This window comes from Microbacterium neungamense (assembly GCF_024971095.1).
Taxonomy (GTDB): Bacteria; Actinomycetota; Actinomycetes; order Actinomycetales; family Microbacteriaceae; genus Microbacterium; species Microbacterium neungamense.
In genome coordinates this window covers 24,552-39,711 of the sequence record NZ_CP069717.1, presented here as the reverse complement: position 1 = coordinate 39,711, position 15,160 = coordinate 24,552, and the positions used below count along the sequence as shown (strand labels likewise).

14 protein-coding genes and 1 tRNA gene are annotated in these 15,160 nt (G+C 69.8%); 11 read left to right on the top strand and 4 right to left on the bottom strand.

What is annotated here, in order from left to right:
* Nucleotides 1-34: 34 nt before the first annotated feature.
* The 3 genes from JSY13_RS00210 (at nucleotide 35) to JSY13_RS00200 (ending at nucleotide 3,939) form a co-directional block, all read left to right on the top strand.
* A complete protein-coding gene (locus JSY13_RS00210) occupies nucleotides 35-1,825 on the top strand; it encodes a GmrSD restriction endonuclease domain-containing protein (protein ID WP_259607022.1) in 1,791 nt (596 codons plus the stop codon).
* A gap of 596 nt (nucleotides 1,826-2,421) precedes the next feature.
* Nucleotides 2,422-2,604, top strand: coding sequence for a CsbD family protein (locus JSY13_RS00205; protein ID WP_432806422.1), 183 nt, complete (start codon nucleotides 2,422-2,424; stop codon nucleotides 2,602-2,604).
* 108 nt (nucleotides 2,605-2,712) lie between these two features.
* Nucleotides 2,713-3,939 carry a YbdK family carboxylate-amine ligase gene (locus tag JSY13_RS00200; RefSeq protein WP_259607020.1) on the top strand — a complete coding sequence of 409 codons (1,227 nt, stop codon included), beginning with the start codon at nucleotides 2,713-2,715 and terminating at the stop codon, nucleotides 3,937-3,939.
* On the opposite strand, the gene JSY13_RS00195 is transcribed toward JSY13_RS00200, so the two are convergent.
* Nucleotides 3,905-3,988 (bottom strand) — tRNA-Leu (locus JSY13_RS00195). The genes JSY13_RS00200 and JSY13_RS00195 overlap by 35 nt on opposite strands.
* A 313-nt stretch (nucleotides 3,989-4,301) precedes the next feature.
* Here JSY13_RS00195 and JSY13_RS00190 point away from each other — a divergent pair.
* From JSY13_RS00190 to JSY13_RS00160, 7 genes are all read left to right on the top strand, one after another.
* Nucleotides 4,302-5,009, top strand: a complete 708-nt coding sequence (locus JSY13_RS00190; RefSeq protein ID WP_259607019.1) for an FHA domain-containing protein — start codon at nucleotides 4,302-4,304, stop codon at nucleotides 5,007-5,009.
* Nucleotides 5,006-5,497 (top strand): FHA domain-containing protein FhaB/FipA, encoded by a 492-nt coding sequence (locus tag JSY13_RS00185; protein WP_259607018.1) that lies wholly within the window; start codon nucleotides 5,006-5,008, stop codon nucleotides 5,495-5,497. Before JSY13_RS00190 ends, JSY13_RS00185 begins: the two co-directional genes overlap by 4 nt.
* A gap of 8 nt (nucleotides 5,498-5,505) precedes the next feature.
* Nucleotides 5,506-6,819, top strand: a complete 1,314-nt coding sequence (locus JSY13_RS00180) for a PP2C family protein-serine/threonine phosphatase (RefSeq protein ID WP_259607017.1) — start codon at nucleotides 5,506-5,508, stop codon at nucleotides 6,817-6,819.
* Nucleotides 6,816-8,198: an FtsW/RodA/SpoVE family cell cycle protein gene (locus JSY13_RS00175; protein ID WP_259607016.1), complete on the top strand. Its 1,383-nt coding sequence runs from the start codon at nucleotides 6,816-6,818 to the stop codon at nucleotides 8,196-8,198. The genes JSY13_RS00180 and JSY13_RS00175 overlap by 4 nt, the downstream gene beginning before the upstream one ends.
* Entirely contained in the window at nucleotides 8,195-9,652 is a 1,458-nt protein-coding gene (locus tag JSY13_RS00170; RefSeq protein WP_259607015.1) for a peptidoglycan D,D-transpeptidase FtsI family protein, read from the top strand. The genes JSY13_RS00175 and JSY13_RS00170 overlap by 4 nt, the downstream gene beginning before the upstream one ends.
* The gene (locus JSY13_RS00165; RefSeq protein ID WP_259607014.1) at nucleotides 9,649-11,397 is read left to right on the top strand and encodes a serine/threonine protein kinase; all 1,749 of its coding nucleotides are present in this window, start codon (nucleotides 9,649-9,651) and stop codon (nucleotides 11,395-11,397) included. The genes JSY13_RS00170 and JSY13_RS00165 overlap by 4 nt, the downstream gene beginning before the upstream one ends.
* A gap of 62 nt (nucleotides 11,398-11,459) precedes the next feature.
* The gene (locus JSY13_RS00160) at nucleotides 11,460-13,274 is read left to right on the top strand and encodes a protein kinase domain-containing protein (protein WP_432806421.1); all 1,815 of its coding nucleotides are present in this window, start codon (nucleotides 11,460-11,462) and stop codon (nucleotides 13,272-13,274) included.
* A gap of 28 nt (nucleotides 13,275-13,302) precedes the next feature.
* On the opposite strand, the gene JSY13_RS00155 is transcribed toward JSY13_RS00160, so the two are convergent.
* From JSY13_RS00155 to JSY13_RS00145, 3 genes are read right to left on the bottom strand one after another with little or no spacing between them, the layout of a single operon-like run.
* The gene (locus JSY13_RS00155; protein ID WP_259607013.1) at nucleotides 13,303-13,905 is read right to left on the bottom strand and encodes an anthranilate synthase component II; all 603 of its coding nucleotides are present in this window, start codon (nucleotides 13,903-13,905) and stop codon (nucleotides 13,303-13,305) included.
* Nucleotides 13,902-14,057, bottom strand: a complete 156-nt coding sequence (locus JSY13_RS00150; RefSeq protein ID WP_259607012.1) for a hypothetical protein — start codon at nucleotides 14,055-14,057, stop codon at nucleotides 13,902-13,904. The genes JSY13_RS00155 and JSY13_RS00150 overlap by 4 nt, the downstream gene beginning before the upstream one ends.
* Nucleotides 14,057-14,812, bottom strand: a complete 756-nt coding sequence (locus JSY13_RS00145; RefSeq protein ID WP_259607011.1) for a class E sortase — start codon at nucleotides 14,810-14,812, stop codon at nucleotides 14,057-14,059. Before JSY13_RS00145 ends, JSY13_RS00150 begins: the two co-directional genes overlap by 1 nt.
* A gap of 35 nt (nucleotides 14,813-14,847) precedes the next feature.
* Here JSY13_RS00145 and JSY13_RS00140 point away from each other — a divergent pair, with 35 nt between their 5' ends.
* Nucleotides 14,848-15,087, top strand: coding sequence for a cell division protein CrgA (locus JSY13_RS00140; RefSeq protein ID WP_259607010.1), 240 nt, complete (start codon nucleotides 14,848-14,850; stop codon nucleotides 15,085-15,087).
* The last annotated feature ends 73 nt before the right edge of the window (nucleotides 15,088-15,160 follow it).

Here is a 15,160-nt window from a genome sequence, read left to right as displayed (position 1 = left end):
ACACCGCCCACGACGGGCCGCCCGAAGGGACAGCATGGCGAAGTACTCGGTCCACCAGCAACCAGTGGACACTCTGCTCTCCTGGGTTCGCTCAGGTCAGATCGCGATTCCCGAGATGCAGCGGCCGTTCGTGTGGGATTCGACCAAGGTGCGTGATCTGCTCGACTCGCTCTACAACGGCTTCCCGGTCGGCTATCTCATCACGTGGCAGAGCGCCGACGTGGGCCTGAAGGACGGGTCGAAGTCGGCGTTCCGGCAGATCCTCATCGACGGACAGCAGCGCATCACGGCGATGACCGCGGCGCTTGTCGGGCAACATGTCGTCGACAAGTCGTACCGCAGGAAGCGCATCAAGATCGCATTCAACCCGGCGACCGAGACGTTCGCCACCTTGACCCCTGTCATCGAGCGCGACCATGCATGGATCTCCGACGTCTCAGAGTTCATCAACGCGCCATCGAGCTATTCCGCCACAAAGGCGTACCTGGAGGCGAACCCGGACGTCGCTCCCGAGATCGCCGAGCGTGCACTCGAACGCCTTTCGTCGATCCGCCAAGCGCAGGTCGGAATCATCACCCTCGACGAGGATCTCGACATCGAGACCGTCACCGAGATCTTCATCCGCATCAACTCAAAGGGTGTTCCGCTCAGCAGCGCGGATTTCGCGATGAGCAAGATCGCCAGCCATGGGAGGTTGGGCGCCGACCTCCGCAAGCTCATCGACTACTTCTCGCATCTGTCTGTGGCGCCGCACGTCTATGACGATATCGCCGCGAATGACGCCGAGTTCGCGGCATCCGGATATCTCAACGCGTTGCAGTGGCTCAAGGACGACGCCTCGGATCTCTACGACCCGAAGTACACCGACGTGATCCGCGTCGCCGGATTGACGGAGTTCGGCCGCGGCAAGGTGTCGGCTCTGGTCAGCGTCCTCTCCGGACGCGATTTCGACACGCGTTCATTCAGCGAAGAGCTCGCCGTGGAGTCGTTCGAGCGTCTGCGACAGGTTCTGCTCCGAATCGTGAATCAGCGGAACTTCCAGCAGTTCGTCCTCACGATTCGCTCGGCCGGATTCATCGCCCCGAAACTGATCAGTTCGAAGAACGCACTGAACTTCGCCTACGCGCTGTACCTGCGACTGCGCGCGGATGCCGGGCTCAACGAGGCGGACATCAAGCACGTGGTGCGCAAGTGGTTCGTGATGTCGACCCTCACCGGGCGCTACACGGGCAGCTTCGAGACCGCTTTCGAGGCGGACATCCGCCGTATCGAAGAAGTCGGTGCCCGCCAGGCGCTCGCCGATATCGAGGCTTCACAGCTCGCCGACAACTATTGGGATGTCGCACTGCCGATGGAGATGAAGACGTCGAGCGTGCGCAGCCCGTACTTCCTCACATTCCTGGCTGCGCAATCACACACCGGTGCGCGCGGGTTCCTGTCCAAGAACGTGACCATTACGAGCATGATCGAGGAAATGGGAGATGTGCACCACATCGTCCCGAAGAACTACCTCGTGAAGAACGGGATCAACGATCGTTCGGACTACAACCAGATCGCCAACTACGCGCTCACCGAAACCCCCATCAACATCGCGATCAAGGATCGGGCACCCGCGGACTACATGAGCATCGTGGACGAGCAGATCGACACCGGCGTGATGCGACTCGGAGAGATCACCTCACACGATGAGCTCACCTCGAACTTCGCCGCCAATGCCGTGCCGGAGTCGCTGCGCACGACGACTGCCGACTCGTATCAGGAGTTCCTGGCGGAGCGTCGTGTCTTGATGGCCCGGGTCATCCGGGACTACTACCGCGGGCTGTGATCAACAGGCGCTTCCCCAGCGGTCGGCCACTCACCGCCGATACCAGGCTCCACGACTCTTGAAGTACGCGGCACTCGGGTGCGGCTTCCCCACGTCGGGGTGCTGATGGCGATCGGGCAGAGCGAGTATCCAGTCGATAGCCTCGCGCGGCAGAAATCGCGGATCGGGCCGGTCGACGGGATCGTCGAGGCGCTGGGGATAGCCGCTCCGTCGCTGGGGATACGACGGCGGCGATCGATCTCCCGAGGCATGCCCCTTCACCATACGGGAGGGAACTCTCACCTGGGGGAGTGGCGAAGGGTTTCTCAGGGGGATCGCAGGTTCGGGAGGAGACGGACGCACAGCGAGGCACCGTCTCCCCCGAAACCGCGACAGCGCTCACGGCATCCGTTCATCGCCCGCCCCGCCGGGCCGCCTCCGTCACCATGGCCGCTCCACGGTCCGCCTCCGCCCCGCTCGCGGCCCGTTCCCGCTACCCTGCCCGCCGCCCGGCTGTCAATCCCGTCGCCCGTCGCCCTGCTCGGTGGCACAGTGGCATTCCACTCATCGAGGGGCGGCACACCGTCCCGTAACGAAGGGAGAGTGCTGTGGGAGCCATGGACAAGGCCAAGCACAAGGCGGAGGAGATGGTCGGCAAGGCCAAGGAGGGCATCGGCGACGCGACCGACAACGAGAGCCTTCAGGCCGAGGGCAAGCTCGACCAGGCGAAGGCCAACGTGAAGCAGGCCGGTGACGAGGTCAAGGAAGGCGTCAAGGACGCGTTCGACGACGACAAGTGACCCCTCTCCGCACGGGGTCACACTGAGATCCCGCCCCCTACCAGGCGGTGCGCCGTCGGCCCTTCGGGATGCCGGCGGCGCATCGCCCCTTTCTTCCTGGAGGTCCCCATGCCGCGATCGGTCCGCTTCGGCGTCGAGGAGGAGTTCGTGCTGCTCGACGACCGCACCCTGGTGCCGTTGTCCGCGGCGAGTGCGCAGCGGCAGGTGCTGCGCGCCGGTACCCCCGGCGGCAGCATCTCCAAGGAGTACCTGACCAGCCAGCTGGAGTGCGCCACCGACCCGGTCGCCACACTCGACGAGGCGTCGACGCAACTGGTCGAGCTGCGTGGCACCGTGGCGGCCCACGCCGCCAGGCTCGGCGCGATCAGCGGTCCCACCGGCACGCCGTTCACCCTCATCGGCGGTCCGGACGTCTCGGTGTCGCCGCACTACGACGAGGTGGCCGCGCTGCTGGGCGGGATCACCCGCGAGCACGAGGTGAACGGCCTCCACGTGCACGTCGAGGTGCCCGACGACGAGGAGCGGGTGCGCGCCCTGCGGCGCCTCCGGGTGTGGTTGCCGGTGCTGCTCGCGCTCAGCACGAACGCGCCGTTCGCGTATGGCGGCCCGTCCGGCTTCGCCAGCTGGCGCAGCATCCTCATCCGCCTGCTTCCGGTCTCGTGGTGCCCGCCTCGATTCGCGGATGCCGAGGACTACCACTCCATGGTCGAGCGCATGGTGCGCATCGGCCTGCTCCCGGATTCGTCCTCGGTGTCCTGGGCGGTGCGGCTGTCCGAGCGCTTCGACACCGTCGAGGCCCGCGTCACCGATGCGCAGCTGCGGGTCGAGGACACGCTCCTGCTGGTCGCACTCATCCGCGCCATCGCGTGCGCCGACGGCCTGGACGACGAGGCGCGTCACGAGGATCTCGACGCCTCGCTGTGGCTGGCCGCCCGGCACGGCATGCGCGCCCGCTTCTTCACTCCCGCCAGCGACGGGATCGAGGATGCCTGGGGCGCTGTGGACCGCCTGCTGGCCGGCATCCGTCCCGTGCTCGACGATCTGGGCGACGCGGCCTTCGTCGACGAGCACCTGGAACGCCTCCGCCGCGACGGCACCGGCGCGGAGCGCCAGCTGCGCGCCTTCGAGGCGGGGGAGTGGATGCCCTCGCGGACCTCTACCGCACCGGCGTCGCCGCCGGCCCCGCGAAGGTCGCCTGAACGCTCCGCCGCCTCCGCCGGGCCCAGCGCTCCAAGGGCCCACCCTGAACACGAGACGGCCGAGGGCCCGAACCTTGCGGTCCGGGCCCTCGGCCGTTCTGTGCGCGAGGGGGGACTTGAACCCCCACGTCCGTAAGGACACTGGCACCTGAAGCCAGCGCGTCTACCTATTCCGCCACTCGCGCATGTCGTGTTCCGGAGAACTCAACCTCCCGAGGATATCACGTGCGCGGACCTCCTCTTGCACGGCATCCGTCCGGCATCCGTCCGCGGCATCCGACGCGAGACTTGCTTTCCGGCACGAGACTCAGCGCCAGGGACTGAGTCTCGTGCTGATGGCCACGTCTCGCCCCCGACCACCCGCCCCGTGACCACCCGCCCACCCGACCGCCCGGCCACCCGCACCGCGGCCGCGCCCGCTCCAGGCGACCCGCAGAGGCGGATCTTCAGGCGGGCTGGCTACGATGTGCGTACCGGTCGGCATGCCAGAGGAGCCCAGTGGGACTACTTGACAGCTTTGAGAAGGGTCTTGAGCGCGCGGTGAACAGCGCGTTCGCGAAGACCTTCCGCAGCGGCATCCAGCCGGTGGAGATCGCCTCGGCGCTCCGCCGCGAGGCCGACACGAAGGCCGCGGTGGTCAGTCGCGAGCGCATCATCACCCCCAACGATTACGTCGTACGCCTCAGCCCCGAAGACGCCGAGCGGATGCGGGGCCTCGGCCGCGCCTTGAACGAGGAGCTGCACGCGCTGCTCACCACGCACGCGAAGACCCAGGGCTACAGCTTCGCCGGGCCACTGTCGATCTCCCTCGAGGCCGACGACAAGCTCTCGACCGGGATGGTGCGCGTCAGCTCCGGCTCGGTCGAGGGACGCGTCTCCTGGCAGGCCGTCGTCGAGGTGGACGGGCGCCGGCATCCGCTCACCAGCGCCCGCACCGTGATCGGCCGCGGCAGCGACGCCGCCATCACGATCTCGGATGCCGGATCCAGCCGCCGCCACGCCGAGATCCTCTGGGACGGCGAGCGCGCGATGCTCCGCGACCTCGGGTCCACGAACGGCACCAAGATCGACGGGCAGAAGATCCGCGAGGCCGCCCTGCCGCCGGACACCGTCTTCACCATCGGCCGGACCGACCTGGTGTTCAGAGTGGTGCCGGTCGCGGCCGGCGGCGAGGACGCCACGCGAGCCTTCGGGGTCGCCCCGTGAGTGAACTGGTCCTCCTCATCCTGCGCATCGGGTTCCTGGTGCTGCTGTGGTTCTTCGTCTTCGGCGTCGTCTACTCGCTGCGCGCCGACCTCTTCGGCGTCCGGGTCCGCAAGCTCCCGGCCGAGCAGGCCGCGGCTGCCCCCGCCGCCCGTCCCGCGCCGGCCCCGAAGCCGAGCGCCCCGTCACCGGGCAGGACGCCGACCAAACTCGTCATCACCTCCGGCCCGAAGGCCGGGCTCGAGGTCCCCCTCGGCACCGAGCCGATGACGATCGGCCGCTCCAGCGAGTCCGGCCTGGTCATCCGCGACGACTACACCTCCAGCCACCACGCCCGCCTCGCCCTGCACGGCGGCGCCTGGACCATCCAGGACCTCGGCTCGACGAACGGCACCTTCCTCGCCGGCGAGCGCATCTCCGACCGTCCGCATCCGATCCCGATCGGCGCGCCGATCAAGGTCGGGGCCACGACCTTCGAGCTGCGGGCGTAACCCGGACCATGGTCTTCGAGGGCTCGAGCGCCGCGATCTCCCACACCGGGAAGGTCCGCTCCAACAACCAGGACTCCGGATACTCCGGGGCCAACCTGTTCGTCGTCGCGGACGGCATGGGCGGACACGCGGGCGGCGACGTCGCCTCAACCATCGCGATCCAGCGGATGGAGGGACTGGACCACGCCTACCCCTCCACCGACGACGCGCAGGCCGCCCTGCAGGCCGCCGCGACGACCGCCGCGGCCGACCTGGTCCGCGCCGCCAAGGAGCGCCCCGAGCTCGCCGGCCTCGGCACCACGCTGAGCGCGATCATCATGGTCGACGACTACGCCGTGATCGGCCACATCGGCGACTCCCGCATCTACCTCTTCCGCGACGACGAGCTCACCCAGATCACCACCGACCACACCTTCGTACAGCGCCTCGTCGACTCCGGCCGGATCACGCCCGAAGAGGCGCGCTACCACCCCCGGCGCTCGGTGCTGATGCGCGTGCTCAGCGACATGGACATCGACCCCGAGCTGGACATGTTCGTCATGCCCACGCTGCCCGGGGACCGCTGGCTGATCTGCTCCGACGGCCTGTCCGGCGTGGTGGACGAGGCGCACCTGCGCAAGGCGCTCCGCCTCGGACTGCCCCCGGGGCGCACCGCCGACAGCCTGCTCAAGCAGGCCCTCGACGGCGGCGCCCCCGACAACGTCACGATCGTCATCGTCGACGTCGGCGGCGCGCATCCGCTCTCCTCCGGCACCGCCACGATCGTCGGCGCGGCATCCAACCCGGCCGAGCTGCTGGTGCCCAGCCCGGCACCCGCGCGGCCCTCGCTCACCGGCTGGCTGCACCCGGTGCTGCAGGCGGCGAACGAGCCGACGCACTTCGAGCCGGATGCCGAGTACTTCGAGGAGATCATCGAGGAGGACCGCCGCCGGGCCCGACGCCGGCGGATCGCCTGGTTCGCCGCGTTCATCGCCGCTGTGCTCGCCCTCGTCGCCGGCGCCTGGCTGGCCTACAGCTGGACCCAGACCCGCTACTTCGTCGGCGCCGACGAGGACAGCGTGGTGATCTTCCGCGGCGTGCAGCAGAACCTCGGCCCGATCGTGCTCTCCACCGAGGTGCGCGACACCGGCATCCTGCTCGCCGACCTGCCGCAGTACCAGCGCTCGTCGGTGGAGCGCACCATCAACGCCCGCTCCCTCGCCGACGCGGACGCGATCACCGAGAGGCTGCGCGACAGCATGCTCCCGCCGGTGACCCCCGAACCCACGCCGACGCCGACCCCGCCGGCCACGCCGACGCCGACCGGAGCGCCGACACCATGACCGCCGTGACCGCAGACACCAGCGTCCTGAAGGCGCTGAAGAAGATCCGGATGCCGCAGAAGCAGCGCAACCGGGAGCTCGCCCTGCTCCTGTTCGCCTGCGCCCTGTCCGGTGCCGCGTTCAGCCTCGTGCAGCTCGGGGCGCTCGGCACCCTCGACCCGCTGATCCTCGCGATCGGCGGCGTGCTCGCGGTGCTGGTGCTCGCCCTGCACGTGGTGCTGCGCTTCGTGGCATCCGACGCCGACCCGTTCGTGCTGCCGATCGCGACCCTGCTCACCGGCCTCGGGATCGCGATGATCTACCGCATCGACATCGCGCAGCGGAACACCGGCTGGGACGCGTACTCCACCAAGCAGCTCGCCTGGACCGCGCTCTCGGTCGCCGGGGCCATCGCCCTCGTGATCGCGCTGCGCAACTACCGCGTGCTGTACCGCTTCACGTATGTCTCGGGCCTGGCCGGCATCCTGCTGCTGGTCCTGCCGTTCATCCCGGGACTGAAGGCGGAGGGCTCCAACGCCGACGTGTGGGTGTCGATCCCGGGCCTGTTCGCGTTCCAGCCCGGCGAGCTCGCCAAGATCTGCCTTGCTGTGTTCTTCGCCGGTTACCTGGTCCGCACCCGGGAAAGCCTCGCCTCGGTCGGCAAGAGGTTCCTCGGCATCACGTGGCCGCGGATGCGCGAGCTGGGGCCGGTCCTGGTGGTGTGGGTGCTGTCCCTCGCGATCATCGTCAGCCAGCGCGACCTCGGCACCGGCGTGCTGATCTTCGGCATGTTCATCGCGATGCTCTACGTCGCCACCGGCAAGACCAGCTGGGTGCTCATCGGCCTCACCGGCGTGGCGGTCGGGGCGTTCCTGGCCACCCGCATCCTGGAGTACGTCCGAGGTCGCTTCCGGAACTGGCTGGACGCGTTCAACCCCGAGGTGATCGCCGCGGACGGCGGCAGCTACCAGCTCGTCGAGGGCATCTTCGGCCTCGCGCACGGCGGTCTGATCGGCACAGGGTGGGGGCAGGGCCGGCCGTACGTGACGCCGCTCGCGCACAGCGACTACATCATCCCCAGCCTGGGCGAGGAGCTCGGCATCGTCGGGCTGTTCGCGATCCTCTGCCTGTACATGGTGTTCGTCAGCCGTGGCCTTCGGATCGGCCTGGCAGGACAGGACGACTTCGGCAAGCTGCTGGCGACCGGGCTGTCGTTCACGATCGCGCTGCAGGTGTTCATCATGGTCGGCGGAGTGACGCGGGTGATCCCGCTCACCGGTCTGACCACGCCGTTCCTCGCCGCGGGCGGCTCGTCGCTGATCGCCAACTGGCTGGTGGTCGCGCTGCTGCTGCGCATCAGCGACGCCGTCCGCCGTCAGCCCAGGGTGGTGATCGGATGACCAGGGAGCTCCGGCGTCTCAGCTTCGTGATCCTGGCGATGTTCCTGTCGCTGTTCATCGCGACGAGCTGGATCCAGGTCGTCGACGCCGACAACCTCGCCCAGAACGCCGCGAACACGCGCACCCGCCTGGACAGCTACGAGATCCAGCGCGGATCGATCGTCGTCGACGGCACCGCGATCGCGACGTCGACCCCGGTCGACGACCGCTACCAGTACCAGCGCGTGTACACGGATGCCGCGATGTGGGCCCCCGTGACCGGCTACTACAACCCGGTGCTGGACTCGTCCACCGGCATCGAGCGCGTGATGAACTCCGACCTCTCCGGCACCGGCGCGAACGCGTTCTTCGGCGAGATCGAGCGGATCCTGTCCGGCCAGCCGCAGCAGGGGCTGAGCGTGGAGCTGACCCTGAACCCCGCCGCGCAGCGCGCGGCCTGGGATGCGCTGCAGGGTCTGAAGGGCGCGGTCGTCGCGATCGAGCCGTCCAGCGGCCGCATCCTGGCCATGGCCTCCACCCCGGGCTTCGACCCGAACACGCTCGCCGGGCACGATCCGGATGCCGTGAACGCCGCCTACGACCAGCTCTCCGCCGACCCCGCGCATCCGCTCTACAACCGCGCGATCGGCGGCGACCTGAACCCGCCGGGATCGACCTTCAAGGTCGTCGTGGCCGCCGCGGCCCTGGCGTCCGGGAAGTGGACCATGGACAGCCAGCTGCCCAACCCGGCGCGGTACACACTTCCGGGCACGTCCACGGAGATCTCGAACGCGTGGGGCGGCACGTGCGGCGACGGGGCCACGACGACCATCGCGGAGGCGCTGCGGCTGAGCTGCAACATCCCGATGGCCGACCTCGCGTACCAGCTCGGCGACCGCACGATCCGCGAGACCGCCGAGAAGTTCGGCTTCAACGCCGAACTGGAGATCCCGCTCGCGGTCACCCCGTCCAGCTACCCGTCCTCGCTGAACGACCCGGAGACGGCGCTGACCGGATTCGGCCAGGGCCAGGTCACCGCGACGCCGCTGCAGATGGCGATGGTCGCCGCCGGGATCGCCAACGACGGCGTGGTGATGACGCCGCGCATGGTGGATGCCGTGATCGGCGACGACTTCGCCGTGCACCGCCAGTACTCCGACACCGTGTTCGGCGAGGTGCTCGACGCGGCAGGCGCCGACGCGATCACCGGCGCGCTGGTCGCCGGCGTCGATTCCGGCGCGGGCACGGGTGCAAGAATAGACGGGGTCGAGGTCGCCGGTAAGACGGGTACGGCGCAGAACGGCGGGTCGCGTCCGCACACGCTGTGGTTCACAGGTTTCGCCCCCGCGGAGAACCCGCAGGTGGCGGTGGCAGTCGTCGTCGAGGACGGCGGTGGAATGGGGCAGTCCGGATCCGGCAATGACATTGCCGCGCCGATTGCCAAACAGGTCATAGAGGCGGTGCTGGGCAGATGAGGCCGACGCAGGGTGTGTCGTTCGGTGGTCGCTACGAGCTGCAGTCGCGGATCGCGATCGGCGGCATGGGCGAGGTGTGGGAGGCGACGGATCACGTCATCGGCCGCACGGTCGCGATCAAGATCCTCAAGGACGAGTACATGGGCGACCCGGGGTTCCTCGAGCGCTTCCGCGCCGAGGCCCGTCACGCCGCGCTCGTGAACCACGAGGGCATCGCCAGCGTGTTCGACTACGGCGAGGAGAACGGCTCCGCCTACCTCGTGATGGAGCTCGTCCCCGGCGAGGCGCTGTCGACGATCCTGGAGCGCGACGGGGCGCTGAGCGCCGACAAGACGCTCGACATCGTGGCGCAGACCGCGTCCGCACTGCAGGCCGCGCACGCCGCCGGCCTGGTGCACCGCGACATCAAGCCCGGCAACCTGCTGATCACGCCGGACGGCCGCGTCAAGATCACCGACTTCGGCATCGCGCGCATCGCGGACCAGGTGCCGCTGACCGCCACCGGCCAGGTGATGGGCACCGTGCAGTACCTGTCGCCCGAGCAGGCGTCGGGTCACGCGGCTTCCCCCGCCACCGACATCTACTCGCTCGGCATCGTGGCCTACGAATGCCTCGCCGGCAAGCGCCCGTTCACCGGCGAGTCGCAGGTCGCCATCGCGATGGCGCAGATCAACGAGCAGCCGCCGCCGTTGCCGGCGACCGTGCCGATCCCGGTGCAGAACCTGGTGATGGCGATGATTGCGAAGAAGCCGGCGGACCGGCCGTCCTCGGCCGCCACGGTCGCGCGCGCGGCGCAGGCGCTCCGCCGCGGCGACCTGAACTCCGCCGCGATCGCCGTGCCCGCCATCGCGGGTGCGGGCGTGTCGGATGCCGACGACGCGACCCGCATCCTCACCGGCGTGGGCGATGAGCAGGCCACCCGGATGATGCCGACCACGGCCCAGCTGCCCACCGGGCAGCCGGTCGAGGAGGAGAAGCCCGAGAAGAAGAAGCGCAGCCCGTGGACGTGGCCGCTGATCGCGCTGATCCTGCTGCTGCTCCTCGTGCTCGGCGGCACCCTGTTCGCTCTGTTCGGGAACCAGGGTCAGAGCGGCGCCGACCCGACCGGCAGCCGCAGCTCGGCGCCGGTGCGCACCACGACCGCGCCGCCCCCGTCGCCCACGCCCGACGACCCGGAGCGCGTGGACGTCGACGCGCTCGGCCTGGTCGGCATGACCTGCGACGCGGCCCAGCAGACCGCCGAGAGCGCGGGTCTGGAGGTCACCTGCGTCACCGGGAACACGCCCGCAGAGACGCCCGAGCAGGTGGGCACCGTGCAGAGCGTGGAGCCGCGGGGCACCGTGGAGCAGGGCACGCAGCTCACCCTCACGCTGTTCGCGGAGCAGGTCCCGATCGGGCAGCCCCAGTCGGCACCCAGCTTCTCCGGCACCATCCAGGAGGGCGAGCAGGCCACCGTGAGCTGGTCGGCGTTCTCCTGCCCGTCCGGCACCGGCACGGTCACGTCCTACGAGGTGGTGCTCACCAACGCGCAGTTCGCGGCCGGCGGCACGACGCGGGCCTTCGGCCCGAGTGACCGCCAGGCCCCGATCGTCGTCAACGACGGCACCGCCGGCCAGACGGTGACCGCCACCTACCGCGCGTTCTGCGGCGACCGCCCCTCGGAGATGTCGGCCGCCGGCCAATCCTCGACGATCCTGCCCGCCGTCCCCGTCCCCACGCCGGGCACCGGGAACGGTGCGGGATAGGGTCAGGGCGAAGGGTAACCTAAGCTAGTTCGTTCAGCCGTCGTCATCTGGGGGGTCGTTTCGTGTCCACGGAGCCGCGCATCATCGCGGATCGCTATCGCGTCGATGAGCTCATCGGGCATGGCGGCATGGCGAAGGTGTACCGCGGCTACGACCTGACCCTCGGCCGCGAGGTCGCGATCAAGATCCTCGACAAGGAACTCGCGCGCGACACCGCCTTCCGCACCCGGTTCCGGCTCGAGGCGCAGGCGGCGTCGCGGATGTCGCATCCGTCGATCGTGCGCGTGTACGACGCGGGGGACCCTTCGACGGGCTCAGGGTCCGGAGGCTCGGGCTCAGGGTCCGGAGGCTCGGGCTCAGGGTCCGGAGGCTCGGCCTCAGGGTCCGGAGGCTCGGCCTCAGGGTCCGGAGGCTCGGCCTCAGGGTCGGGAGGCACGGCATCCGGCACCGACCTCCCCTACATCGTGATGGAGCTCGTCCACGGCACCCTGCTGAAGGATGTCATCGCGCAGGGCCCGGTGCCGGTGCAGGATGCCGTGCGCTACGTCGACGGCATCCTCGAGGCGCTCGACTACTCGCACCGCGCCGGCGTCATCCACCGCGACATCAAGCCCGGGAACGTGATGATCACGCCGTCCGGCGCGGTGAAGGTGATGGACTTCGGCATCGCGCGCGCCGTCTCGGACTCGTCGTCGACGGTCGCGGAGACCACGCAGATCATCGGCACCGCCGCATACTTCTCCCCCGAGCAGGCCAAGGGCGAGCCGGTCGATGCCCGCACCGACCTGTACTCCACCGGCGTGGTGCTGTTCGAGCTGCTCACCGGCCGGCAGCCGTTCCGCGGCGACTCCGCCGTGGCGGTCGCCTACCAGCACGTGAGCGAGACCCCGGTGCCGCCCACCGAGGTCAACGAGCAGGTGCCGCGCGCGCTCGACGCCGTCGTGCTGCGCGCCCTCGCCAAGGACCCCTACCAGCGCTTCCCGGACGCCGCGAGCTTCCGCGCCGCGCTGGACGCCGCGGTCGGCGGGCGGGAGCCGAGCCGCAAGCAGATCGGGGCGCTCACCAGCGAGCTGTACGGACCGAATCCGCGGCACGCGCAGGAGACCGCCCGCACGCTCCGGCAGCTGAGCACCGACACGACCATGACCCGCACCCAGTCCGGCCCGCCGGTGGCATGGATCTGGGCCGGTGTGGCGCTCATCGCCGTACTCGTGGCATCCGTGCTGTTCTGGGTGGTCAGCCTCAGCATGCGCCCGCCGGAGGTGCCGAGCACCTCGCGCACCGTGCCCAACCTGATCAACATGACCTCCGACGACGCCGAGGAGGCGCTCGAAGAGCTCGGCCTGCACGCGGAGCTGCGCACCGAGCCCAGCGCGGACTTCGACGAGGACCACGTCATCCGCACCGAGCCCGGCACCGGCGCGACGGTGAACAAGGGCGAGGAGATCCTCGTCTACGTCTCCAGCGGCGCGCAGACGGTGTCGGTACCGGTGCTGGAGGGGCTCAGCCAGGAGGCGGCCAAGCAGGCGCTCGAGGATGCCGGACTGGTGTTCGGCACCGTGCGCCCCGAGAACGACCCGGTCACCGGCGAGGGGATCGTCCTCGAAGCCAGTGAGGAGGCCGGCGCCGAGGTGGAGCCGGGCACGGTCGTGAACCTCGTCGTCGCCAGCGGCCGCGTGACGCTGAAGAACCTCACCGGCTGGACGCTCGAGGCCGCCACGCGGGAGCTGGAGAGCCTGTCGCTCACCCCGGTGCGGGTCGCGGTGCCGGACTGCCCGGCCACCACGCCGCACACCGTGTCATCGATGTCGCTCGCCCCGGGCGACATCCCGATCCAGTCCACGGTCGAGTTGCGGCACTGCACCGGCACAGGCTGACCGGCGCCGCCGGCCGCCGCCGGAGCGGTCAGCGCCGCCCGGCGAGCTCCAGCCAGTTCGCCAGCAGCCGGTGCCCGCCCTCGGTGAGGATGCTCTCGGGGTGGAACTGCACCCCGGCGATCGGCAGCGTCTCGTGCGCGATCGCCATCACGGTGCCGTGCTCGGCGCGCGCGGTGACCCGCAGCTCCGGCGGCAGGTCGACCTCCTTCAGCGCCAGCGAGTGGTAGCGGCCGGCGGCGAACGGCGACGGCAGTCCGCGGAACAGCCCGGACCCGTCGTGCTCCACCTGCGACACCATCCCGTGCATGAGCTCGGGAGCCGGCACGACGGGCGCGCCGAACGCCGCCCCGATCGCCTGGTGCCCGAGGCAGACCCCGAGCAACGGCATCCGCCGGTCCGCCGCGAGGCGCACCACGTCGATCGACGCCCCGGCGTCCGCCGGCGTGCCGGGACCGGGGGAGACCATCACGGCGTCGCAGCCGTCGAGCAGCGCGCCGCTCGCCGTCAGGGCCGGGGTATCCTCGGCATCCGCCTCGACCATCCGCACGTCCGCACCGAGCTCCCGCAGGTAGCTGATCAGGGTATGCACGAAGCTGTCGTGGTTGTCGACCACGAGCACCCGCGTCGTCATCCCAGGTCCACCTCGGCCGGGGTGATCAGCGGGCTGATCCACGGGAAGACGTGGAAGAACAGCGCGTACAGCACCAGCGCCACCAGGATCAGCAGGATCAGCACCCGCACCCACCAGGGGCCGGGCAGCAGGCGCCACAGCGCGGCGTACATCAGGAGACCCCCTCGGTCAGCGAGGCCGGCGGGCCCTCCGCCCGCGGCTGGAAGCCCTCGAACACCCCGTACGCGACGATCCGCTCGGCGAGGGAGTACATCGGCGAGCATGCCGTCAGCGTGATGAACCGTTCGCCGGTCTGCATCTCCGGCATCTGCGGCACGTCCAGCAGCACCTCGATCTCGTCCGGGCGGACGTACTCGAGCGTGCGGAAGCGGTAGGTGTACCAGCCGACCTCGGTCTCCACGACGATGGCGTCGTTCAGCCGCAGCCGGTCGATCTCGTGGAACGGCCGGCCCCACGTGGTGCGGTGGCCGGCGACGGAGAAGTTTCCGATCTCGCCCGGCATCTTCGACTGCGTGTACACGCCGATGCCGATCCGGTCGAGGGTGCGCGCCCGCGTGGTGCCCCCGGCGATCGGGACGTTGTAGTCCGCGCCGAAGCGGGGCACGCGCATGGTCGCGAAGACCTCGGCGTCGTCCGGATGCTCGAGCATGGGCGGCTCGTAGACCGGCGCCGGTCCGTCGGCGATCACGGGCGGCGGCTCCGGTACCGGCTCGGCGGCCCATCTCTCGGTGAGCTCGGTGCCGCGCTCGTTGTTCTGCGCGCCGATGATGACGTCGCCGATCCACATCTGCCAGGCGACGAAGAGCAGCACGAGCACGCCGGCCGTCAGAAGCAGCTCACCGAGGACGCTGGTGACGGTGGCTCTCGACCGCCGTCGCGCCGGGCGCGCGGGAGCCGTTGCCGTCATGAGGGAATTCTATGCGCCATGGCTAGACTGTCGGCATGGCACGAGACCGCAGATCTGAAGAGCCCGCCGTCGAGCGCGCGGAGGGCGAGGAGGCTCCCAACGCCGTCTGGTTCAAGCCGGTGATGGTCGGCTTCATGCTCCTCGGGCTGGTGTGGATCCTCGTCTACTACATCTCCGGACAGGCGCTGCCGATCCCGGGCATCCAGGCGTGGAACCTCGCGATCGGCCTGGGCATCGCCCTGATCGGGTTCCTGATGACGACACGCTGGCGCTGACCGGCATCCGTTCGCGGCGCCCTCTCACGCGGTGAGGGGGCGCCGTCGCATGTCCGGGCGGATGCCGAGCGGG